Genomic DNA, 24,664 nt, shown 5'->3' on the forward strand with positions numbered 1-24,664 from the left:
TTTCTAGATCAAATAATCACCTAAAGCGTAGGTCAACTGTGACATCATCGCTTTTTTTGCTATTTCCGAGTAAGGCTCTGCTTGGCCTACTCCCCATACAGGTTTTGGCCAGGTCGCATCTGTTTTAAATCGGGCAATATGGTGAATGTGTAATTGCTCAACCATATTACCTAATGCAGCAATATTCATCTTATCGGCTGAAAATAAAGTTGACATAGCATGGCTAAGAAAACTGGACTCGTTGAGTAATCGTTGCTGTTCAGACTCTGTCAGCTGATAAATCTCGGTTTTATTTTCACGCTTAGGCACCAGAATAATCCATGGATAGCGGACATCATTCATTAATAAAACATTACACAATTCAAATTCACCAATATGAATAGTATCTTGTTTAAGTTGTGGATGAAGCGCGAACATTATTTTTCAGCCAGGTATTTGGTGACAATTTCATACACATCTGCTGACAATTCTTTTTCAGCAGCAATATGTTCCAGCGATGCTTTCATGAGTTGTTGTCGTTCTGCATCATAATGCCGCCATGAGTTGAGTGCCCCTAACATTCTTGCTGCGACCTGTGGATTGAGCTTATCTAGTTTCAGTATTTGCTCTGCCAGGAAACGATAACCCGAACCATCTTTAGCATGAAAATGTACAGGGTTATTGCGGCAAAACTGACCAATCAAAGCACGCACATTATTGGGATTTTTGATACTGAAAGCTTCATGAGTCATCAAGGCCTTAACGCGCAGCAAGGTATCAGGAAGCTTAGATACCGCCTGCACTGATAACCATTTATCAACGACTTGACGATCATGTTTCCATTGCTCATAGAACGCACGTAATGCATGTTCACGTTCTGGCCCGGCTTGATCGACCATCAAACGTAAACCGGCTAATAATTCCGTCATATTGTCAGTCACTTTCATCTGACGCAGACAACGCTGAAGCTGAAGGGGATCATGACTTGCCACCAGATAGGACAAACACAAGTTTTTCAAACTACGTGCCGCCATATCATCGGCATTGAACTCATATTTTTTGGTCTGACTCAGGCTTTCGTACCGTTTGTTAAATAAGCGTTTCAAAGAAATCGCTATCTGCTGTTTTGCAAATTCACGAGCCTGATGAATCGCATCGACATCAGCAACTTGCATCTGGGCAGCCAGGTAGTTTTCACTTGGTAATGTCAGCATTTTTGCGATAAGCGCTGGATCAAGTTGCTTATCCTGCAAAATAGCTTCCAGTTGTGACAGCAGCAATGGTGACATAGCCAGTTTATTTTGCTTCTGAATGTCATCAACAATGTCTAGCAACACATTAATCATCAGTTGCTGGCCAGCATCCCAACGATTAAAACTGTCAGTGTCATGGGCCATTAAAAAGGCCAGTTGGGTATTACTAAGATCATATTTCAGTTTCACCGGTGCTGAAAACCCACGTAAAACTGAAGCAACAGGCTCTTCGCTCACATGAATAAACTCAAACTGTTGCTGAGTATCGGTCAAAGATAAAACACGCGTGTCACCGTGATAGACAGTGCTCTCTCCCTGCAATTGCATAGGCATATTTTTACCTTGACTATCTAATAAACCGACAGCAACAGGAATATGAAAATCTGCCTTGTTATCCTGACCAGGCGTAGCAGGACAAAATTGACTGAGAGTCAGTGTAAAACGTTGATTGATGGGATCATAGTGCGTTTTAACAGAAAGCTCGGGAGTGCCAGCCTGCTCATACCAACGTTTGAACTGACTCAAATCAACGTTATTGGCATCCTCAATCGCTTTAACGAAATCATCCGTGGTAACAGCCTGACCATCATGTCTGTCAAAATAGAGATCCGTGCCTTTTCTAAAGCCTTCCTCGCCAACCAACGTCTTGATCATGCGCACGACTTCTGCACCTTTCTCGTATATGGTGAATGTGTAGAAATTACTGATCTCAATATACGAGTCTGGTCGCACAGGATGCGCCATCGGGCCAGCATCTTCTGCAAATTGCATACTGCGTAAACCATTTACATCATCAATACGTTGAACAGCGGCTGAATTGAGATCAGCACTAAAGCTCTGATCACGCATGACGGTGAAGCCCTCTTTCAGGCTGAGCTGAAACCAATCCCGACAAGTCACACGGTTGCCAGACCAGTTATGGAAGTATTCATGAGCGACGATACTTTGAATCGTATAAAAATCATCATCTGTGGCTGTTTCAGGCGTGGCCAGAACACAGGCGGCATTGAAAATATTTAACCCTTTATTTTCCATTGCCCCCATATTGAAGTCATTGACGGCAACAATCATAAAGACATCCAGATCGTATTCACGACCATAGACTTCTTCGTCCCACTTCATAGACTGTTTTAAGGACACCAGAGCATGATCACATTTATGTTTGTTTTCAGGGTCCACATAAATACGTAGGCTGACTTCACGTCCACTCATGGTGGTGAACTGATCCTGCTGGCAATATAAATCACCCGCCACTAAGGCAAATAAATAGCTGGGTTTTGGGTGTGGATCATGCCAGCGTACCCAATGACGGCCATCATTGAACTGGCCTTGTTCTTCCAGGTTGCCGTTTGAGAGCATGACCGGCCAGGCTTTCGCATCAGCCACAATCGTTACAGTGAAGATAGACATCACATCAGGACGATCAGGGTAATAGGTGATACGTCTAAACCCTTGTGCTTCGCATTGCGTACATAAAAGTCGGCCTGAATGATAAAGCCCTTCCAGAGCAGTATTCTGATCAGGATGAATCTCCGTAATGACTTCAAGTTCGAACTTGTCTGGCACTTCGGAAATAACTAGAGACTTATCACTAAGCTGATAATCCGTCTCTTCGAGTTCTTTTCCATTTAATTTGATGCTGACTAAGTCCAGTGACTCACCATCTAATACACATTCTCCTGCAGATGATTCGGGATTTAGCCGCATTTTTAATGTACTGATAACACGTGTTTTTGATTTATCCAGATCAAAATGAAGCAAGGCTTCATCCACCAGGTAACGGGGCACCTGATAGTTAGCCAGTAAAGTCATTTTGGGTGATTGTTCTGTGCTCGCAAGATCCATCATATTTCTCTATTTAAAGTCATCCAGTGTCAATACAGACCAGACTTCATACGCAGGGGTTTCATAAGGGTGTGAAGAAAGTAACGCGTTTAAGACAGGCTTTATTTGTTGGGCGGGACAAACCGTTTCTACCCGGTATTCAGCCACATATTCCACCTGGCCCTGCTGCCCAATATAAGGCTGACTGCCATCTAATGGGCGGAATTGCCCTGTTCCTTGTGACTCCCAACAACAACTGTCATAACCATCATAACGGCCGGCACCGGCAGCAAAAATGGCCTGTTTTACGGCTTCTTTATGTGATTCAGGAACAAAAAAAACCAATTTTAATAAGCTATCAGCCATACCTTATCTAATACGCCATTTTTGGCCTAAACCATTACCTAATTCACTAAAGATGTAACGGCCATCACGACTAAACGCTAACGCTTGTATGACTACACCAGGTTTTAAAGCGTCTTTTCGTGGTGTTAACCAACAGCCCAGAGCCTGTCCATTTTGTGCACGCCAGACACACAGCTCACGGTTGGGGTGGCCAGTCACGACATATTTACCATCGGAAGAATAGGCAATCGCGCTGGTTGTGGTTTTAAATACAGGAAAGTCACCCCAGATACCGTCTACGTCTACAGGTGATGTCGTGAGTACCGCGACTTGTTTACCACTTTTGACATTCCAGATACGTGTTTGTGCATTGCCAGCCGAACTGATCACAAACCCACCCATGGGATCAAAAGAAACCAAACTAACACCATTATTATGTTGCCATATCCGAAGTTGTTGTCCGGTTTCCAGGTTCCACATTCTTGCTGTGTGGTCATCTCCGCCCGTTAAGCCATATTTACCATTAGGTGAAATATCAACTGTGTTAATAAGCTGATCGATAGGTGAATTAACGGCTTTACCATCATGTTTCAGAATTTGGACGACGCGATTACCTATCACATCAAAATACACCGCTGTTCTGTCTTGCAACGCTAATAGCAGGTGGTCACCTTTAGGCGATAAAGCAATATCTTTTATCGTAACTGGAAACTCAAGACGAATCATCGGTTCACCGTTTTCCATATTCCATAAAACGATAACTTTGGATTCTACCGTGGCGGCCACTTTACTATCGTCAGAAAAAGCCACATCTGTCGTCGTACCGGCATCATTTGGTGTGTTTTGCCAGGTATATTTCACCTTATTCGTTTGAAGGTCCCAGAGTTTTGCTGGCAAATCAATATCGCCTACCAGCACGTAACGACCATCAGGTGAAAAGCTGGAAGCATAACTACCATTTTCGCTGTGTTTCCAGGATTCTGTCGGTGTTCTTTCTTCTGTACAGGCTGACAATGAAAGCAATACCAATGCAGCACTGAGCGTTCGGATTACATGGCGGGAGAATACAGACATCGGCATCAGGAACGAGGAAGAGTTACACCAGACTGGCCTTGATATTTACCACCGCGATCGGCGTAAGATGTCTCACACACTTCATCAGACTCGAAGAACAACATTTGTGCCACACCTTCATTCGCGTAGATTTTTGCCGGTAAGGGAGTGGTGTTTGAAAACTCTAGTGTCACCTGACCTTCCCATTCAGGTTCCAATGGGGTGACATTCACAATAATGCCACAGCGAGCATAAGTGGATTTGCCAAGACACACTGTCAGAACATTTCGTGGAATTCTGAAGGTTTCGACGGTTCTGGCCAGTGCAAATGAATTCGGTGGAATAATACACACATCAGAGGTCACATCTACAAAACTGCTTTCATCAAAATTCTTCGGGTCTACAACGGCTGAATTAATATTGGTGAATATTTTAAATTCATTTGAGCAGCGAACATCGTAACCATAGCTTGACGTGCCATAAGAGATAATGCGGTTATCATCACGATATCGAACTTGTCCCGGCTCGAAAGGTGAAATCATGCCCTGCTCCGCCATACGACGAATCCATTTATCTGACTTAATCATAATTGCTCGGTCATACCTTTTTATAATTGTTCAATCACAAGCCTATTAAAACACATCTTGAATAAGCTTTATTATGTGTTGACTAAACATTAGTCATTTTTAATCACAATGTTCGGGAACGCTGCAGAATAATCTTTACTTTGCATGGCTAATCTGGCGCCGACACGGCGAGCAATGTGGCGATAAGCCATTGAAATATCAGCGTCAGGATCAGTGACAACACTAGGTTTACCAGAGTCTGCATCCTCACGAATTTTTATATCCAGAGGTAAACTACCCAGCAAATTAAGATTGTACTGCTCGGCCATGCGCTTGCCACCGCCTTCACCAAAAATATGCTCTTCATGACCGCATTTGCTACAAATATGTGTGCTCATATTTTCGACAATGCCTAGAACAGGTACTTTGACTTTTTCAAACATCTTGTAGGCTTTTCGCGCATCAAGCAGTGATATGTCTTGTGGCGTAGTGACAATAACGGCACCACTCACTGGCACTTTTTGTGACAAGGTTAATTGAATATCGCCTGTGCCCGGTGGCAGGTCAATAATCAGGTAATCCAGATCTTTCCAGTTAGTTTCACCGAGCAACTGTTGTAGGGCTTGTGTCACCATCGGTCCACGCCAAATCATCGGTTCCTCTTCATCAATAAGGAACCCAATCGACATAGTTTGAATGCCATAACTGTCTACTGGGTTCATGCTCTTGCCATCAGGCGATTCTGGCCGACGATTGGCACCGAGCATGCGAGGTTGGCTTGGTCCGTAAATATCAGCATCCAGCACCCCCACAGTTGCGCCTTCTACAGCGAGCGCCAGCGCCAGGTTGGCTGAGGTTGTGGATTTACCCACACCACCTTTGCCCGATCCAACAGCAATGATGTTTTTGATATTATCCAGTGCCTGCACACCCTGCTGAACTTTGTGCTTGATGATTTCACTTGAGACAACAACATTGACATTGTCAGCCCCGGCTTGCTGTAGAGCTGATGTTAATGACTGATTAAGTTCATCAATATAACCTTTGACCGGATAACGCAGAACCACAGAGACGATTTGTTTTCCTGACTCCTCTGCGACCATAATCCCTAGATTGGTCTCCCCTAGTTTTATCTCGGTTGATGGGTCCTGAAAGTCATTAATAATCTGCTTAATCTGTGCATTATCTAACATGGCTCACTCCGGTCTATTCAGTGCGTAATCGACACAGACTCGCACTTTTTCTGTTTTTTGTATCAGACGCTAAATTCGTATTGTCTGACTAAACTGATAACTAAAAAAAACGCCATCTGTAAGACGGCGTTCGTTATCAATCTAATTTGGGGCCTCGCAACGTATTTTGCAAGGGCCAATCGCGATAATTAAATACTTGTCCCTGCTGGCGTACACGAGCTATCTCATTCACATCCAAATCGGCATACACCCATTGTGCTGTATCAGCTGAACCTTCAGCCAAAATACCATTATCAGGAAAGCCGTAATCAACCGGGGTGTAAATGCTGGCACGACCGGTGTTCACATCAACAGCTTCTGACCACAAGGCTTCACCAAATGTCGGCGATTGTAGTACGTAACACTGATTTTCCAACGCCCTAGCCTGACAACCAATTCTGACACGATAAAAGCCGGCTTGTGTATCAGTACAACTTGGTACTAAGACCACATCAGCACCCGCCAGCACTTGTTGATGGGCAATCAATGGAAACTCACTGTCATAACAAATATTAATAGCAAGACGACCAATATCGGTATCAATCACCTTAATATCCTGACCAGCATGAATCAGCCACTGTTCGTTCTCGAAGCGAGTCATGATGAGTTTATCCTGATAATCAATCAGTCCCTCAACACCGTATAGATTAGCTCGATTTCTAAAGCTACCATCCGACTGTATTACTGGGAAAGAGCTCGCCAGAATCATGACATCAAATTGCTTCGCCAGCTGGGCGTATAAAGCCTCGTAGTCGGCATATATATCTTGCATGGAATGCAACTGCTTGCCCAAGTCTTTATAAACCGACTCCCCAAAAAGTGAAGCGAGTTCCATACTGCCATATTCAGGAAAGACCAGTAATTTGGCACCATTTTTAGCTGCGTGACTTACCCATTGGGTCAACTTATCTTCAAACTCAAACCACTGTGCGAAAAAGCCAATATCATATTGGGCTACCGCTACTTTCACTTTGCTCATTTATTTTTCCACGGGCATTGCACAAAAAGAGTCCGCAAGTCAGCACTCTCTTCGCACAAAAAGATTAGATTTTTTTCATCCAGAATGTCATTGGCTTTGGTGACTCAAGCGCTTCATCCACTTCTTTCCAACTGAATGTGGTATTCAATTCTGGATGTTTTTCATAGCCGCGTTTACGCCAAAAATTATCAAGAGGCTGATAGTCAGCGGGTCTCAATGGATGATCCTCAGGGCGTTGAACCCCACAAAAACAGCTGTAATCGAAACCACCTATCTCATGAGCATGGGCTTCACGCTCATCGAAAAATGCCACACCTGCACCTTGCCCGCGGTATTGAGACAATAAAACGGATTCACCGCAGTAAAAGATCTTGTCAATATCATAGCCAGCGGCGATAAAAGGCGCTTTGACTTCGTCGGTTTCATATTTCAGCGGAATACCGGTAGAGGCACCCACGACATGGTCACCATCAAAAGCCAGCACAATCACGCTATCAGGCGCTTCAATATAAGTTTGAAGATACTTTTCTTCGTATGTCAGATCCCCATCATAAAGATAAGGAAAGTCACGAAAAACACGAATCCGGAGCTCAGCAAGCTCCGGAATGTATTGATTGAGCTTATCGCCAGACAGTCTTTCCAGTCTTAACATCGCACACCTCTTAGCCTGCGACTTGGGCGATCCAGTCTTCTAAGTTGTAGTAATTAGTAATACGAGCGACTTTACCGTCACGCACCACGAAAAATGCGCCTGCGGGTAAACGGTATGTTTGACCAGCGGCTTCAGGCAGACCTTCATCAGTTGACATATATTCACCTAATACTGTGAACTCAACCGCTGCACGATCGCCAGCATCATTGGTGGTGATAGAAATATCAACGATGTTTTCTTTGTAGTGCGCATTCATACGATCCATAAACTTCTTGAATGCTTCTTTACCAATTTCACGACCACTTTGGTTTACATCATGAATCACGTCGTCTGTCAGCATATTAAGAAATGCATCCATATCACCGCGGTTAAATGCATTGTAGTAGTCTTCCAACAGTTTTACTGTAGCTTGATTCATGATGAAAAATCCCAAAGAGTAGAAAAAGGCCGAATTTTATCTGTTTCATGGAATGAGGAAAAGACTTAATTTCTTCATTGCCTCATATCCTTAGCCTACAAACAGGCCATTTGATTCATTCGTTTTTGAGTCGCGCACTCGTCCCGTTGATTAATGACGATTTCGTTGTACGATGCCCATCAATTTATAAGTGAGTAAAGACGCAGAAAAATCATAAGCATGGAACCCTTCAATGGGCGCAAATTCCATGATGTCAAAACCGATAATTTCACGCTGTTTGGCTACCGACTCGAATAAATTGAGTGTCTGATACCAGTCCAGCCCACCTGGCACTGGCGTTCCTGTTGAAGGAAAAACAGAAGGATCCATGCCATCAATATCCAGTGTGAAAAACACTTTTTGTGGAAAATCCTCTGGCAACTCGATTGACTGAATGCGGTTGGGTACTAACTCATCCGCATCCTGATATAACACACCGAATTCGTCACGAAATGCCATCTCTTCTTCACAATAAGCACGTATACCGAGTTGGTAAAGAGGAATCCCCATATCCACAGCACGCTTCATCACAGAGGCATGACTAAGAAAATCACCTTCATACGCCTGACGCAAATCAGCATGTGCATCAATCTGCACAATGCCAAAATCATCGATACCCGCGTCTCGCAAGCCTTTAATCACACCATAAGTCACCGTATGCTCACCACCAAGTACAACCGGCATGGCGCCAGCTTTAATGATATCGGTTGTCGCTTTAGCAATATTATCAATAACTTGCTGAGGGGTGACACTGCAATCCACTGGTTCACAGGTATAAATACCTTTATCGCAAGGTTTGCTTTTGCCATCCCACTCTTCCAGTTGCCAGGAAGCTTGCAAAATAGCATTAGGACCTAAAGCGGTACCACCGCCATATGACACGCTCTTTTCATAGGGCACGGGTAATACATGAAACATCGCTTTGTCTGGTTCTGGCTGTTCAATTTCTGAACCGAGAAAAATTGGATACTCTTCCATATGACTTAACTCAAGATAATCTGTGTTTAAAATCGTCGTAGCCGAACTCTTTCACAATGCGTAAGGCATCGGTTCCTGAGTTCCACAACGCAATGGCTGGTAATTTTGTGCCATTGAATGTGGTGGTTTTGACCATGGTGTAATGTGCCATATCTTCAAAAATCAGCCGTTGTCCGACTTCCAATGGTTGTTTGAAGCTGTAATCATCAATCACATCCCCAGCCAGACAAGTTAAACCGCCTAGACGATAGGTATATTCAAACTCATCCGCTTCACCCGCACCATGAATATCGGGACGATATGGCATTTCCAGCGTATCCGGCATATGACAAGTGGCGGACGTATCAAGAATCGCCTGGTTCAGTTTATTCCAGGTGATATCCAGCACTTCACAGCTCAAAATACCAGTACCGATCGCCATGGCTTCACCTGGCTCAAGATAGACCTGCACATCGTGACGAGATTGGAATGCCTGGATTAATTCGACCAACCCATTAATATCATAGCCATCAGCGGTAATATGATGACCACCGCCAAAGTTGACCCATTTCATTTGTGGCAAGATATGACCAAACTTTGATTCAACTGCTGCCACTGTTCGCTCAAGTGGCTCAAAGCCTTGTTCACATAAGGTATGAAAATGTAGCCCGCTAATGCCTGCTAATGCGCTTTCATCAAGCTGAGACAGCGTGATGCCCAAGCGTGATCCCGGTGAACAAGGGTCATAAATTGGCACAGCCCCTTCAGAGTGTTCTGGATTAATCCTCAGACCAAACTCCAGATCAGGTCGTTGTGTCTGCGCAGCAAGACATTGCTCCCGAAACCGTAACCACTGGCTGCAAGAGTTAAACACGATGTGATTAGCGAATGTGAGCAGCTCATCAATATCCGCTTGACTAAAAGCAGCAGCAAACACATGTACTTCGCCACCGTACTCTTCATATCCCAAACGAGCTTCATGCAAGCCACTGGCGCAAGTGCCATTGAGATATTTTTGTGTTAAGTCACCCAGCGACCACATAGAAAAGGCTTTTAGGGCACCAAGTACTTTTGCACCACTCGCGACCGCCACACCATGCAGAATGCGTAGATTACGTTCTACGGCAACTTCATCAACCACAAAACACGGTGATGGCAAACGAGATAAATCCAGTTTGCCAAAATCAGTAAACTGCATCGAAATTAGTCGTCCAGATTAAAGTTATCAAGTTCAATCACATTCCACGGCAAGCCATATTTATTCATGTCTTCCATAAATGGATCAGGATCAAACTGTTCAATATTCCAAACACCCGGCTGTTTCCATTTGCCTTCTAACATCATTTTGGCACCAATCATGGCTGGCACACCTGTGGTGTATGAAATCGCTTGAGACTGGACTTCCTGATAACAATCCTGATGATCTTTGATGTTATACAGGTAAACAATTTTTTCTTTGCCGTCTTTAATGCCTTTCACCACGCAACCAATACAGGTTTTACCTTTGGTTCTTGGGCCTAAAGTTGAAGGGTCAGGGAGTAAAGCTTTCAAAAACTGAATCGGTACAATTTTCTGGCCGTTATAGTCAATCGGCTCAATACCGGTCATACCGACATTACCCAATACTTCCAGATGCTTCAGGTAGCTCTCACCAAAACTCATCCAGAACTGAGCGCGTTTCAGAGTCGGGAAATTTTTGGTTAATGATTCCAATTCCTCATGATACATACGGTAAATATTGTAGGTACCGACTTCTTCTGGGCAGGTAAATGTCGCTTTTTTTGACATCGCAGGCGTTTCAATAAACTCACCATTTTCCCAGTGACGACACTCAGCAGTCACTTCGCGGATATTAATTTCCGGATTAAAGTTGGTAGCAAATGGATAACCGTGATCACCACCATTGACATCGATAATGTCTAACTCGTGGATTTCATCAAAGTAATGCTTGGCAATATAGGCCGTGAACACATTGGTCGCACCGGGATCAAAACCACTACCCAGCAATGCTGTTAAGCCCGCTTCTTTAAATTTATCCTGATAAGCCCATTGCCATTTGTATTCAAACTTGGCTGTATCCAGTGGTTCATAGTTAGCCGTATCCAGATAATCCACCCCGGCTGCCAGACAGGCATCCATGATCGTCAGATCCTGATACGGTAAGGCCACATTAATGACTAAATCGGGTTTTTCTTGTTCCAATAACGTGGTCAATTCAGCGACATTATCCGCATCAACCTTTGCTGTTTTGATAGGTCGCTCTAATTGGGCTGCGATCGCTTTGCATTTTTCTTCTGTTCGGCTTGCCAATACAATTTCAGAGAATACTTCTGGTAACTGTGCACATTTATGTGTGACTACGCCACCGACACCGCCGGCACCAATAATCAGGACTTTAGACATTGCTGAATTCCTTTAACTCGTCTCAATTAACGTTCAAAAAAAGTATAGCCATGCATACTTTCTTTGAAAGCATGCAACATTTTTTGGCGCATAGGCACCGAAATACGTCCGTCTCGCACAGCTTCTTCAGCGATACGACGGAATTGTTCTAACATGTGTTTAGGATCGTACTCAACGTAGCTTAATACGTCGGCGATGCTGTCACCATGGAATTCACGACGGAAATCAAAACCCCCTTCCTCGTTGATATGCACGCTGACGACATTGGTATCACCAAACAGATTGTGTAAGTCACCCAAGGTTTCCTGATACGCACCGACCAGGAAAACACTTAAATAATATTCCTCACCATGTTTCAGTTCGTGTAGCGGTAGTGTTTTTTTCACTCCGGTTGGTGAGATGAAGTTATCGATCTTACCGTCACAGTCACAGGTCATATCCGCTAAAACTGCATCTCTGACCGGCGCTTCGTTTAAGCGATGTATGGGCATAATCGGGAAAAGCTGATCAATTGCCCAGATATCCGGTAATGACTGGAATAAGCTGAAATTGCCATAGTAAATATCAGACAGCAATTCGGGTAATGCTTCCAGCTCCTGAGACACGCGTCTTGCCTGTGGCAGCAGATTAGAAATCTTTTCCAGAATAGCGAGTGCCAGGTTTTCTGCTAATGCTCGTTCACGAATGGTCGCTTGTCCATGATGAAATAACTCACGCATTTCATCACGGTAATACAAAGAGTCGTTATAGCACTCTTGTAAGTTTTCTGGACTCACATAGTCAAGCACACTGAATAAGTTAATGATGTGATCGTGACTGTCTTCAGGCGCTTCAGCTGGGAGCGGTTCCGCTTTGTGCTCTCGCACTTCCAATACATTAAAAAGCAGCATCGATGAGTACGCCACCAACGCACGACCAGACTCAGAAATAATGACCGGATGCGGAATATCGAGTGGGTCCAGGCTTTCCTGTAAAGCTTCAACGATGTTGTAGCAATATTCATCCAGACCATAGTTCATGCTGTGTGTGCTGTTACTTCTGGCCCCTTCATAGTCAACAGCCAGACCACCGCCCATATCGATGTAGCCCATTGGGGCACCTTCTTCGATTAGGCCCGCGTAAAACCGACACGCTTCCATAACACCGGTACGGATATTACGAATGTTAGGGATTTGAGAACCGAGATGGCTGTGCAATAACTGCAAGCAATGCAGCATATTCGCTTGCTTGAGTTTATCAACCACACCTAATAAAGCACTGGTGGATAAACCAAAGATAGATCGATCACCACTGTCTTCATTCCAGTGACCTTCCACCATAGAAGCCAAACGAATGCGAACCCCAATCAGAGGGTCAATCCCCAGAGCACGACTACGCTCAAGGATAATATCCAGCTCCATCGCCGTTTCCAAAACAAAGAAACACTTGATCCCCATTTGACGGGCATACAAACCAAGCTCGATGAACTCTTCGTCTTTGTAACCATTACAAACAATCAGACTGTCGTGATCACGTAGCTGTGAGAGAGCGATAATTAATTCAGCCTTACTGCCGGCCTCCAGACCATGATGATAACGGCTACCGTAATCTGCAATCTCTTCAATAACGTGACATTGCTGATTAACCTTGATTGGAAAAACACCACGATAATGATTTTTGTACTCCGCTTCTTCTATTGCACGTGAAAAGGCTTCATTAAGCTGAGTAATACGCTGATCGAGCAGATTTTCAATGCGTAAAACGGCCGGCATATCCAGCCCACGTTCACGCATGCCATTGACGATATCGATGATGGGCACTTGTATGGTTTTCTCACCAAACTGCACGCTGACAACCGCATTGCCATCTTCAGATACATCAAAATAGTCACTTCCCCAGTCCCTGACTCCATATAAACGAGCACTATGTTCAGCACTCCATTCAGTACTTAAATCCAGCTCGTTATCGATAGTAGGAAAAGGCGTTTTCTGCATTGACGATTATTCCCGTCTTGGTTAGTTAAAGGGCGCGATTTTCACTAGTTTGCAATGAAAAAGCAAAGAATTATTTCAATTATTACATCGGCGAGATGACATCAAAGTGACACCTGCTCAAATTATCGGTAATTCATCAGGCACTGCGGTATCTGTTGCTGGATCCAAATCCGTATGAAAAGCCAGCACACTATCAGCCACTTCGTCCGGTTTGTTAAACCTTGCGATATGAAACAAGGCCTCTCCCTCATTCACTAGTGGAATATTGGTACGGCCGATGACGATACCTGAACTACTCGCCAGCACCTCTGTTTCAGAATCCCCTTTACCATAGGGAGCAGCCACCATGCCTAATAAATCTCCTTTGTTCACACTGGCGCCCATGGGCACCAGCATTCTGAAGATGCCACTTTCCGGCGCTCTGACCCAAACACTGCTTCGAGCGACAAATGGCTCGTGTTGACGTTTTTTGTGTCGCGTCGTTGCCAACATACCAATGTGACGCATCACAGCCAAGACGCCTTTCACACCAGCCCTGATTGCCATTTCATTAAATCGTAAAGCTTCACCAGCTTCATACACAATTACTGGCACATCATATGAAGCGGCCGCATAACGTAGTGACCCCTGAATCAGACTCGAGTTCACTACCACAGGCGCATCAAAAGCATGAGCCATCATTTCTACGTCAGGATTGGATAAGTCAGCTCGTATCTGAGGTAAATTATCGCGATGAATGGCAGCGGTATGGAGATCGATACCATGCGTACACTGACTGACGACTTCTTTCATAAATGAGTCAGCTAATCGGGCAGCCAGCGAGCCTTCATCTGAACCAGGAAAACAGCGATTCAGATCGCGTCTGTCTGGTAAGTACCGGGATTGATTGAGAAAGCCATACACATTAACCACGGGAATCGCGATGATGGTGCCTTTCAGACCTTTTAAACTCTTACTTTTTACCAACCTGCGAATAATTTCAACGCCATTGATTTCGTCACCATGCACGGCGGCTGATACAAACAGAATCGGGCCTTTGCGACGCCCACGTATGACGTGCACAGGCATGCTCAACGCAGTCTGCATATAAAGGTCAGGCAAAGGCACATCGATAATCTTACTTTGCCCTAATCTGACTTCCTCGCCAGCCAGAACTAAAACGTCAGACATGCGCTTAGCCTCGACCCCGGGTTTTTGTTTTACCAGAACGGGCATTTCTCTCGATAAAATCGATGATCATGCTGGCAATATCTTTACCGGTGGCGTTCTCAATACCTTCCAGTCCCGGTGATGAATTCACTTCCATCACAACCGGACCGTGATTTGAACGCAGTAAATCAACACCACAGACATTCAAGCCCATAGTTTTCGCAGCACGCACAGCCGTGGCTCGCTCTAAGGGTGAAATACGGATCAAGTTAGCACTACCACCACGATGCAGATTAGAACGAAACTCGCCTTCCTTACCCTGGCGTTTCATGGATGCAACGACTTTATCCCCCACCACAAAACAGCGAATATCGGCGCCGCCCGCTTCCTTAATAAATTCCTGCACCAGGATATTGGCTTTCATGCCCATGAAGGCTTCAATAACACTTTCCGCGGCTTTTTCAGTTTCGGCCAGTACCACACCAATACCTTGTGTCCCCTCCAGCAACTTAATCACCAAAGGCGCGCCACCGACCATTTTTATTAAGTCGTCTACATCATCCGGACGATGCGCAAAGCCTGTCACAGGCAAACCAATGCCTTTTCTGGATAATAATTGAAGCGCGCGCAATTTATCTCGTGAGCGGCTGATAGCCACTGACTCATTAAGCGGATAAACATTCATCATTTCAAATTGACGAAGCACCGCTGTGCCATAAAAAGTGACGGATGCACCAATTCGTGGAATGACAGCATCATAACCTGTCAGAATTTCCCCTTTGTAATGCACTTCAGGTTTTAGCGAGGTAATGTTCATGTAGCATCGAAGTACGTCCAATACATGAACTTCATGACCTCGCGCCTCTGCTGCCTCAACCAGTCTACGCGTTGAATATAACTTGGGGTTACGAGAAAGAACGGCGATTTTCATCAGCTTTCTCCATCAAAAAATTCTTTAACAGGCTGTTCATCATGCTCCTGAACACTTTGGCCAGTCATAAATGACATGGCAGGATTGACAATAAGATTGCCGGCGGTCATAGCGGTTCGACCCAACAGCATTCTAAACAGCATATTATCGCGGTTTGTCAGAGTGACTTCTATAGGCCATTGTTGATTGCCCAGAGATACCTCAGTCTGAATCACATAACGTTTTTCAGTATGCCCTCCAGAATCCGTCACATTGCGCTGATCAATGACTATCGCTTCACACCATTTAATAGTGTCAGTATCACCTTGATTAGGATGAACGCCAAATCGCACCCACAGTTGCTGCTCTTGCTCAAATTCTTCTACTGAGAAGGCGTGGATGGCAGACGTTCTGGCCCCCGTGTCCACTTTCGCTTTAATTCGATTCAAACCAAGTTGAGGTAAACTAAGCCACTCTCGCCAACCTACAATGATAGGGTCGTTGGCGATAGGTTCGTTTTTATCTTCTGTCATCAGATATCAGCCGTTTGTTTAGCGAGGATTAATGATAGCACTGGGCAGAATGCGTCAACGATTCTGATAAAGCAGACGGTTCATTGTGGTAATAGCGCTGACCTTGATCTCTTTAGGGCAAACACGCTCACATTCTCGATAGTTACTACAACTACCAAAACCTTCTTCTTCCATTGCGTGCAATAATTTTGCGGGACGTTGTTTGTCCATTTGTCCTTGAGGCAAAACCGACAAATGTGCAATTTTTGCTGCTACAAATAATGTAGCTGAGGCATTTGGACAGACTGCGACACAAGCACCACAGCCAATGCAGGTAGCTGCATCAAATGCCTCATCGGCAACGTGCTTCTCTATGGGTAAAGTATTCGCTTCACAGGCCGAACCTGTCCGGATAGGAATATAACCGCCAGCCTGAATAATACGATCAAAGGCACTTCTATCGACGATGAGATCTTTGATAATGGGGAAAGCAGTGGCTCGCCAGGGCTCAATCCACAGTTCTTTTTCATCTTTGTAATCCCGCATGTATTGCTGACAGGTTGTTGTTGCCTGTTGTTTACCATGCGGTGTGCCATTGATAACAAGATTGCAGGATCCACAAATCCCTTCCCGGCAATCAAAGTCGAATGCCACGGGATCTTCACCTTGTAGTGTCAGCTTATCATTTAGTGCATCCATCATTTCCAGAAACGAGGAGTCTTCACTCGCCTCAATTTCATACGATTTGAAATCACCCTTTTTATCGGGTCCGGATTGTCGCCAGATATTCAGTTTAAAAATCATTGGTAATTTCTTATGCTGGGTCGAACAAAATCAAAATGCAGATATTCACGATAAAGCGTTGGGTGACTGACATCACCACTATACTGCCAGGCCGCCACGTAGGAGTAATCCATATCGTTTCGTTTGGCCTCACCCTCCTCTGTCAGATGTTCTTCACGTGCATGGCAGCCGCAGGATTCTTCCCTGTCCAGAGCATCAATACACATCAACTCCGTCAATTCAAAAAAGTCGGCCACACGGCCTGCGCGCTCTAAGGTTTGGTTTACCCCCTCTTCCGAGCCTGATATTTTGACTTTTTGCCAGAATTGCTGACGCAGTTCTTGTATGGCTTTAATCGCTTGTTCCAGTGAAGACTTGGTTCGCGCCATGCCACAGGCATGCCAGAGAATCTGACCAAGTTGCCGATGAAATTCATCAGGCGTGATTGATGGTTCCGGCGCATTCATCAAACGGCTGATACGAGTTTTGGCTGACGCCATCGCTTCATCTATCTGACTGGAATACTGCTCTGCCTTGATCGGTTTCTGTTTCGCTAAAAAATCCGCTACCGTGGTCGGCAAAATAAAATAACCATCCGCCAGCCCCTGCATCAGTGCACTTGCGCCCAACCTGTTCGCACCGTGATCTGAGAAATTCGCTTCGCCACCGGCAAACAAGCCATTAACCGTTGTCATTAAGTTATAGTCCACCCACAATCCGCCCATTGTGTAGTGCACGGCGGGATAGATACGCATCGGGGTTTCATAGGGATTTTCAGCAGTTATACGCTGATACATTTCAAACAGATTGCCGTATTTTTCTTCAACTGCGGCTAGCCCCTGTTTCTTGATTGCCTGAGCAAAATCAAGATAGACACCAAGTTTTTTCCCTTCAATTTCAAAGCCGACGCCACGACCTTCATCGCAGATTAACTTCACTGCACGAGAGGCTATGTCCCGTGGTACCAAATTACCAAACGACGGATACATTCGTTCGAGAAAGTAATCGCGATCCTCTTCAGGAATGTCTTCTGGCCTTTTATCACAGTCCGCTTTGTTTTTTGGTGCCCACACACGACCATCATTGCGTAGCGATTCACTCATCAATGTCAGTTTGGACTGTAACTCACCATGTTGTGGAATACAGGTGGGATGAATCTGAGTAAAACAAGGATTAGCGAACAAAGCGCCTTTTTTATGGGCTCGCCAAATCGCCGATGTGTTACAACCTTTGGCATTAGTGGATAAATAAAAAGCATTACTATAGCCACCGGTACAGAGCACCACACAATCAGCAAGATGACTTTCCAATTCACCTGTCACCAAATCACGGGTCACGATACCAATCGCTCTGTCACCATCCATAATGAGCTCCTGCATTTCGCAGCGAGAATGGTGGGTAATGGTGCCTTCGGCAATCTGTCTGCTCATCGCCTGATACGCTCCGAGCAAGAGTTGCTGACCCGTTTGTCCTCTGGCATAGAAGGTCCGTGACACCTGAGCGCCACCAAAGGAACGATTGGCTAAATATCCCGAATATTCACGGGCAAACGGCACGCCCTGAGCCACGGCTTGATCAATGATCGCCGTGCTCAATTCGGCTAGACGAAAAACATTGGATTCTCTGGCTCTGAAGTCGCCGCCTTTAATGGTGTCGTAGAACAGACGCCAGACACTGTCGCCATCATTCTGATAATTTTTGGCCGCATTAATACCACCCTGAGCAGCAATACTATGAGCACGACGCGGGCTATCCTGAAAACAAAAGGTTTTTACATTAAAACCCATTTCGCCTAATGAGGCAGAAGCAGAAGCCCCAGCCAATCCCGTTCCAACCACGATGACTGTATATTTTTTGCGGTTGGCCGGACTGACAACGCGAGAGTTATATTTATGTTGCTTCCATCTGTCCTGTAATGGCCCTTTAGGTGCATGACTATCTAATTCAAACTCATTCATCACACTAACCACACATAAACAGGAATAGAAACAAAACCCAGTGCCAACACAGCCACTGCCGAATGAATAGCAATATGGTGCATTTTGGATGAAATCCCTAAGGTTTGAAGAACATTAATCAATGAATGCTGTAAATGCATCGTTAATATAAACACGCCCATCAGATAAAACAGTGTGATGAATGGAGAGCTGAACCAGTCAAGCACAGACGCTCTAACATCAAAGGGATTGACATACAAAGACTGCAGAATGTGAACGATAATAAATAGGAATAATAGGATAATGCTTAAGGTCACCAGGGAAGCGGGTATATGAAACTTATCGTGTTTTCTATAAGCAACTTGCCTGGCATGACTGTTTTTTCGGCGTATATTGACTGCTGCCCGAACATGAACCCACAAACAAATCAATACGATGGCTAACACTGGCCAACGTATCCAGGCTGAATTATAAATCTGATAAAACTGGTTAAAGCTATCACCAAAAAAGAAACTGAGATTGGACAACATATGAAACAGGAGATAAACACTTAATACCGTTCCTGCAATGGTCATGGTGCGTTTTTGTATCTGTAATAACGTCATGCTCAGCTTTCCATATCCAGTCTGGCATCCTTGCTGTCAGGTCGCGGTTTCAGGTTTTCTTTTTCAATGGTTCGGATACAGCTATTCCAACGTAGTGTGGCCTCATCATTATGTTCCGGCCTAATTTTTTCTGCCTTCTGATAAAACTGTAGCGCTTCGATAAAATAATCATAGGCGAATACTCTGGCCATACTTTGAGTCAGCATAAATCGTGCGCGGCGCTCATGAAGCAGTCCCGTGTAATAAAACTGTTGATAGCGACTTTGTAACTTTTCAATGGCTTCTTCAATCGACTTTACTTGCGTCTTTTTACCGGCATGATGCAGCTGGTCACTTAAGGCCAGTATGTAGAGTACGATGGCTTTTTGGTTATCAGGCTCGATATGCAAAATATCCAGACAAATACTTTCGGCAATCTCAGGCTCAGCAAGTGAACGATATTGGCGTGCTTTTTCCAGTGCCAGCTCAACCGAATCAGCATGAATATTATGTAGATGAAGATCCATTAATTACCCCGAAATGGCAGACGTAACACAAGCAGTGTTAACTCCAATCTAATGCAAAGACTGATGCATTTCAATATTACGATGAAACAGCGAGAGAAAGCGGATGTTTACATGGTGTAAACACCCTAATTCTGGTATCTTTTATGGCTTTTATCACGGTTAATTTCGGTTCACTCATGCAAAGAAAAATTCTGGTCACCAGCGCTCTTCCCTACGCCAATGGTTCAATTCATCTGGGCCACATGGTGGAATACATCCAAACTGACGTCTGGGTTCGTTTCCAGAAAATGCGTGGCAATCAATGTTATTACGTCTGCGCAGATGATGCGCATGGCACACCGATTATGCTGCGTGCACAAAATGAAGGTATTTCGCCTGAACAGCTGATTAGCGATGTCAGTAAAGAGCACCAGGCTGACTTTTCTGAGTTCAATATTGGTTTTGATAACTTTCATAGTACCCACAGTGACGAAAACCGAGCCTTAGCCAGTCAGATTTATTTAGCTAACCGAGATGCGGGTCATATTGAAGCCAGAACCATTAGCCAAGCCTACGATCCAGAAAAAGAAATGTTCTTACCCGATCGGTTTATTCGAGGCGAATGCCCAAAATGTGGTGCAGCGGATCAATATGGTGATAACTGTGAAGTCTGTGGTGCCACTTATGAACCCACTGAACTCAAAAATCCGGTGTCTGCTGTATCAGGTGCCACCCCTATTACCAAAGAATCAGAACACTATTTTTTCAAACTCGGTAACTTTGAAAAAACACTAAAAGAATGGACTAATAGCGACCATCTACAGCCTGAAGTCACACGTAAACTCAGCGAATGGTTTGATAGTGGTTTGCAAGACTGGGACATTTCACGTGATGCCCCCTACTTCGGTTTTGAAATTCCAGATACGGATAATAAATTCTTTTACGTATGGATGGATGCACCGATTGGTTATTTAGCCAGTTTCAAAAACTTCTGTGATCGTACAGGTGTGGATTTTGATGAGTTTATGAAGCCCGGCAACAACACTGAGATGGTGCACTTCATTGGTAAAGATATTATCTATTTCCACGCCCTATTCTGGCCTGCCATGTTAGAAGGCGCGGGTTTCCGTCAGCCGGATAATATCTATGCGCATGGGTTCCTGACTGTCGATGGCAAAAAAATGTCGAAATCTCGGGGTACCTTCATTAAAGCACGTACCTATTTGAATCATCTGGATCCAGAATATTTACGTTATTATTTTGCAGCCAAACTCGGTAGTGGCATTGATGATATCGATTTAAGTCTGGAAGACTTCCAAACCCGAATTAATGCTGACTTAGTCGGTAAAGTCGTCAATATTGCCAGTCGCTGTGCGGGTTATCTGAGTAAAAAATGTGATGGTCAGTTAACTGATTCATTGGCTGATGTAGCCTTGTTTGAAAGCTTCACCAATCAAGCTGAGTTGATAGCAGAACGCTATGAAAAACGTGAGTTTGGTCAGGCCATGCGTGAAATTATGGCTTTAGCTGATCGGGCTAACCAATATATCGATGAAATGAAGCCGTGGGCGCTGGCCAAAGAAGAAGGCAAAGAACAAGAAGTCCAGGCCATTTACAGCATGGGCATTAATTTATTCCGTGTGTTAATCGCTTATTTAAAACCAGTATTACCAAAAACGGCTGAACAAGCTGAAGCCTTCCTTAATATCGAACCATTGAACTGGACTGATATTGCATCGCCACTGCTTGGTCATACGATAAATAAATTCACACCGTTGATGACACGTATCGAAAAAGAAAAAATCAATGCGATCATTGAAGAATCAAAAGAAAATATGACAGAAACAAAACCAGCAGAAAAGCAAACTACAAGCAATACGAATATTGATCCGATAGCTGATGAAATCCAATTTGATGATTTCGCCAAGATCGATTTACGCATTGCCAAAATCGTCAATGCAGAGCATGTGGAAGGTGCAGATAAATTGCTTAAACTCACCTTAGATATTGGCTTAGGTGAACGTCAGGTGTTTGCAGGCATTAAATCAGCCTATTCTCCAGAAGACCTTATCGGTAAATTAACCGTGATGGTCGCCAATCTAGCGCCACGTAAAATGCGTTTTGGTTTATCAGAAGGGATGGTCTTGGCTGCAGGACCAGGTGGAAAGGATTTATTTATCTTAAATCCAGATAATGGCGCTCAGCCTGGGATGAGAGTGAAGTAATCTCACTTAGTACAGACGAAAAAAAGCCCCGCATTGCGGGGCTTTTTTAAGTCAGCTTAGTGAAGCTATTAACATAACTCGGCTCTCGCACAAACAGTAGTCCAAGTAGTTGTTCCATTAGCAAAGTTACCAGTCATAGTAAACGTATCTGCAGCAGTAATACCACCCACTGCATTAGGTGTCACAACAATTGTTCCTGCACCATTATTCCAAACAACATTGTCAACCATTTGAGTAGGGTCTGTACCAGCAGCCATGTTAGCAGGAACACCATTACTACCAGCCGCACAGCTAGCAAAACCATTATTGACTTGAGCACATGTTTCAACAGCTGTTTTAACAGCAGTAGCTGCCATGACTACTTCCGTGTAACGTGCTTTTTGCGTGTACTGTTGATAAGCAGGTAATGCAATTGCAGCCAAAATACCAATAATCGCAATGACGATCATCAACTCAATTAATGTAAAACCTTGTTGGACTTTTTTCATGTTTTATCTCCGTATCTTTTGATGTAAGCACTACGCTTAAACTTCACTAATACAGTTATTGTGCCAACTGTACTTCCATTGATTTTTCATACACTTATAGAAATAGATTGAATTACTTATTTATTACATATGTTAGCCAGTGTCAGAAAGTGACACTTTATGTCACTTTCTTGAGCAGGTTGCTAAATATTTCTTTAAGCCACCATTCCATGGATAAATCTTTAATGCACGTTCAGCAACTAAACAACTTTGTTGTTTAGCCTCTAACGCCTCAAAGCCGTTAATGACATCTTCAAATAGTTTTAAGTCAGGATTAATATCTAATTCCTGTTGAAACTGATTGAGTAGTTGGGTGATTTTCTGTTTATCGTCATTTTTAATTGCATAGTAGAGCACGCTACGGTTCGCCATCGCTCTGGCATCAGCTTGAAAATAAGGATTTATCAATGCCTGCTGAAGTGGCTTATCAGTTGAGCGACCATAGACATAATCAGTGATATCTTTTTGTGCCGAGGCTGTTTGTAATAAAAATATTAATGAAGTAAGGCCAAATACAAATGTAATACCCCGGATAGAATGCTTTGCCTTCTGACTAAGTTGATTACTTTTATCAGTAGATATGGCTTTTAGTGCAACAAAAATAAGAAATAACCACACGAACCAGTGTAATGATGAAATATAAAATGGCAGTTCAAGCATGTTATGCGTAGATATGGGTAACAACAATGAAAAATAGGCGAAACTTGTTAACCCATAAAACCTTGCTACAGACCATAGTGTTGAAACTAACGCTATCAGAATACCAATAACGGCTATCGCCCCCCCCTCAATCGCCCACATCAGAATTTCATTGTGTGGGTGGCCAAGCGTGTATGGCATATGCTCAACATTTGGATACTTTGGATACAACTCAGCTGAATGATTTAACCACTCACTTTTATAACTCCCGATACCATGCCCAAAAACAGGTGATGATTGAATGGAATCCAGAGCAGCACCATAGATAACCACCCTAGCTTCTGAGTTGTTTGCCTTAACTAAGCCATATGTCTTATCAACAGTTTTATTCAAGCCAGACGGACCAGAAAACAATACATATGATGTTACTGAGCCCACTGACAACAAGACAATCACGCCAAGGAGTTTTGTTTTATTTTTCCTTAGTGTTTTTGCCAATCCTATAGTGAGGAAAATCAGCCCCAATGCTAAAGAAAGTAACCCAAGTCTAGAGCCCGATGATACTAAGACATAGGTACTCAATGTCATAGATACATAGAGAAATGCTTGGATTGTTTTTTTTGTATTTTCTAGTGATATAAACAGTAGATAAATAGCAATTAATAATGTTGTAGCTAGATAGCTAGCTGTAACATTCACCTGCTGGAAAATCGTCGTAGGCAATAAAGTTTTGGTACTTGTTATCGAGTTTTCGTCACTAGCTTGCAAGGGGTGCATTTGAACTATCCCATACAGAGAAATGAACAAACCCGATAGAACAATAAAAAACAGCACACGCTCAATAGACAAGCTTTTGAACTGAAACAAACCAAACAGAAAAATAACGCCTGCAAGGATGTATAAAATTCTGAATAACCAAGTCACAGGCTCAACCACACCCGCTATGACAGCCGATAATAAAATGCCGGCTGGCAACATCAATAGATAAAGGTAATTTTTGGGTAGAGTAATCGTGTCACTACTGGCGATATGCCAGAGCATATAACCAATAACCAATGTTGCAGCAAACCAAACCGAAATATTAAACGGTAAATCAAAACCCGTACCACCAATACTCGATGTAATGTAAAACGGCGAAATAACAAATAATAAAAACAGCAGACCTTCAAGAATTCTGCTGGGCGATAAAGATTGGTTTTGCATTGTGCAATATCCTTTT

Annotated in this window: 23 protein-coding genes; 1 reads left to right on the top strand and 22 read right to left on the bottom strand. The window is 43.8% G+C overall.

The genetic code is table 11. The features are described from left to right. Window positions 1-3 precede the first annotated feature (3 nt). The 20 genes from B3014_RS04275 to B3014_RS04370 form a co-directional block, all read right to left on the bottom strand. The gene (locus B3014_RS04275; protein ID WP_289244723.1) at window positions 4-417 is read right to left on the bottom strand and encodes an HIT domain-containing protein; all 414 of its coding nucleotides are present in this window, start codon (window positions 415-417) and stop codon (window positions 4-6) included. Further along, on the bottom strand, window positions 417-3,077 hold the full coding sequence (pepN, locus tag B3014_RS04280; protein ID WP_289244792.1) for an aminopeptidase N: 2,661 nt from the start codon (window positions 3,075-3,077) through the stop codon (window positions 417-419). Before pepN ends, B3014_RS04275 begins: the two co-directional genes overlap by 1 nt. A gap of 9 nt (window positions 3,078-3,086) precedes the next feature. After that, entirely contained in the window at window positions 3,087-3,422 is a 336-nt protein-coding gene (locus B3014_RS04285) for a YqfO family protein (protein WP_289244722.1), read from the bottom strand. A gap of 3 nt (window positions 3,423-3,425) precedes the next feature. Beyond that, window positions 3,426-4,475 (bottom strand): WD40 repeat domain-containing protein, encoded by a 1,050-nt coding sequence (locus B3014_RS04290; RefSeq protein ID WP_289244721.1) that lies wholly within the window; start codon window positions 4,473-4,475, stop codon window positions 3,426-3,428. A 5-nt stretch (window positions 4,476-4,480) separates the two neighbouring features. Further along, window positions 4,481-5,044, bottom strand: a complete 564-nt coding sequence (dcd, locus tag B3014_RS04295; RefSeq protein ID WP_286306127.1) for a dCTP deaminase — start codon at window positions 5,042-5,044, stop codon at window positions 4,481-4,483. An 86-nt stretch (window positions 5,045-5,130) separates the two neighbouring features. Further along, window positions 5,131-6,213: an iron-sulfur cluster carrier protein ApbC gene (gene apbC / locus B3014_RS04300; protein WP_289244720.1), complete on the bottom strand. Its 1,083-nt coding sequence runs from the start codon at window positions 6,211-6,213 to the stop codon at window positions 5,131-5,133. A gap of 136 nt (window positions 6,214-6,349) precedes the next feature. Then, window positions 6,350-7,231 (bottom strand): carbon-nitrogen hydrolase family protein, encoded by an 882-nt coding sequence (locus tag B3014_RS04305; RefSeq protein WP_289244719.1) that lies wholly within the window; start codon window positions 7,229-7,231, stop codon window positions 6,350-6,352. Between the two features lie 64 nt (window positions 7,232-7,295). Next, complete coding sequence (locus B3014_RS04310; protein ID WP_286304396.1) at window positions 7,296-7,883, bottom strand: GNAT family N-acetyltransferase; 588 nt, start codon at window positions 7,881-7,883, stop codon at window positions 7,296-7,298. A 10-nt stretch (window positions 7,884-7,893) separates the two neighbouring features. Continuing rightward, entirely contained in the window at window positions 7,894-8,301 is a 408-nt protein-coding gene (locus tag B3014_RS04315; RefSeq protein WP_286304395.1) for a ketosteroid isomerase-related protein, read from the bottom strand. Window positions 8,302-8,451: 150 nt separating this feature from the next. Then, window positions 8,452-9,318: an agmatinase gene (gene speB / locus B3014_RS04320; RefSeq protein WP_289244718.1), complete on the bottom strand. Its 867-nt coding sequence runs from the start codon at window positions 9,316-9,318 to the stop codon at window positions 8,452-8,454. Between the two features lie 10 nt (window positions 9,319-9,328). Beyond that, window positions 9,329-10,495, bottom strand: coding sequence for a carboxynorspermidine decarboxylase (gene nspC / locus B3014_RS04325; protein ID WP_289244717.1), 1,167 nt, complete (start codon window positions 10,493-10,495; stop codon window positions 9,329-9,331). A gap of 5 nt (window positions 10,496-10,500) precedes the next feature. Next, entirely contained in the window at window positions 10,501-11,700 is a 1,200-nt protein-coding gene (locus B3014_RS04330) for a saccharopine dehydrogenase family protein (RefSeq protein WP_289244716.1), read from the bottom strand. Between the two features lie 26 nt (window positions 11,701-11,726). Continuing rightward, window positions 11,727-13,673 (bottom strand): biosynthetic arginine decarboxylase, encoded by a 1,947-nt coding sequence (gene speA / locus B3014_RS04335; RefSeq protein ID WP_289244715.1) that lies wholly within the window; start codon window positions 13,671-13,673, stop codon window positions 11,727-11,729. Between the two features lie 117 nt (window positions 13,674-13,790). Continuing rightward, window positions 13,791-14,843 carry a succinylglutamate desuccinylase/aspartoacylase family protein gene (locus B3014_RS04340; protein ID WP_289244714.1) on the bottom strand — a complete coding sequence of 351 codons (1,053 nt, stop codon included), beginning with the start codon at window positions 14,841-14,843 and terminating at the stop codon, window positions 13,791-13,793. 4 nt (window positions 14,844-14,847) lie between these two features. Then, a complete protein-coding gene (gene rimK / locus B3014_RS04345) occupies window positions 14,848-15,753 on the bottom strand; it encodes a 30S ribosomal protein S6--L-glutamate ligase (RefSeq protein ID WP_286304388.1) in 906 nt (301 codons plus the stop codon). After that, window positions 15,753-16,265, bottom strand: coding sequence for an ATP-dependent zinc protease (locus B3014_RS04350; RefSeq protein ID WP_286304387.1), 513 nt, complete (start codon window positions 16,263-16,265; stop codon window positions 15,753-15,755). Before B3014_RS04350 ends, rimK begins: the two co-directional genes overlap by 1 nt. A 54-nt stretch (window positions 16,266-16,319) precedes the next feature. Further along, window positions 16,320-17,048 (bottom strand): succinate dehydrogenase/fumarate reductase iron-sulfur subunit, encoded by a 729-nt coding sequence (locus B3014_RS04355; RefSeq protein ID WP_289244713.1) that lies wholly within the window; start codon window positions 17,046-17,048, stop codon window positions 16,320-16,322. Continuing rightward, window positions 17,045-18,985 (bottom strand): fumarate reductase/succinate dehydrogenase flavoprotein subunit, encoded by a 1,941-nt coding sequence (locus tag B3014_RS04360; RefSeq protein ID WP_289244712.1) that lies wholly within the window; start codon window positions 18,983-18,985, stop codon window positions 17,045-17,047. Before B3014_RS04360 ends, B3014_RS04355 begins: the two co-directional genes overlap by 4 nt. Further along, complete coding sequence (locus tag B3014_RS04365) at window positions 18,985-19,569, bottom strand: succinate dehydrogenase (RefSeq protein WP_289244711.1); 585 nt, start codon at window positions 19,567-19,569, stop codon at window positions 18,985-18,987. The genes B3014_RS04360 and B3014_RS04365 overlap by 1 nt, the downstream gene beginning before the upstream one ends. A gap of 2 nt (window positions 19,570-19,571) precedes the next feature. Continuing rightward, window positions 19,572-20,075 (bottom strand): hypothetical protein, encoded by a 504-nt coding sequence (locus B3014_RS04370; RefSeq protein ID WP_286304383.1) that lies wholly within the window; start codon window positions 20,073-20,075, stop codon window positions 19,572-19,574. A gap of 176 nt (window positions 20,076-20,251) precedes the next feature. Here B3014_RS04370 and metG point away from each other — a divergent pair, with 176 nt between their 5' ends. After that, window positions 20,252-22,279 carry a methionine--tRNA ligase gene (metG, locus tag B3014_RS04375; RefSeq protein ID WP_289244791.1) on the top strand — a complete coding sequence of 676 codons (2,028 nt, stop codon included), beginning with the start codon at window positions 20,252-20,254 and terminating at the stop codon, window positions 22,277-22,279. Window positions 22,280-22,347: 68 nt separating this feature from the next. Here metG and B3014_RS04380 read toward each other — a convergent pair whose 3' ends face one another. Together B3014_RS04380 and B3014_RS04385 are read right to left on the bottom strand one after the other, a co-directional pair. Further along, the gene (locus B3014_RS04380; protein ID WP_289244710.1) at window positions 22,348-22,767 is read right to left on the bottom strand and encodes a pilin; all 420 of its coding nucleotides are present in this window, start codon (window positions 22,765-22,767) and stop codon (window positions 22,348-22,350) included. A gap of 162 nt (window positions 22,768-22,929) precedes the next feature. Then, a complete protein-coding gene (locus B3014_RS04385; protein WP_289244709.1) occupies window positions 22,930-24,648 on the bottom strand; it encodes a PglL family O-oligosaccharyltransferase in 1,719 nt (572 codons plus the stop codon). Between the last annotated feature and the right edge of the window lie 16 nt (window positions 24,649-24,664).

Origin of the sequence: Methylophaga sp. UBA678, from assembly GCF_002299105.1 — a bacterium.
Classification (GTDB): Bacteria; Pseudomonadota; Gammaproteobacteria; order Nitrosococcales; family Methylophagaceae; genus Methylophaga; species Methylophaga marina.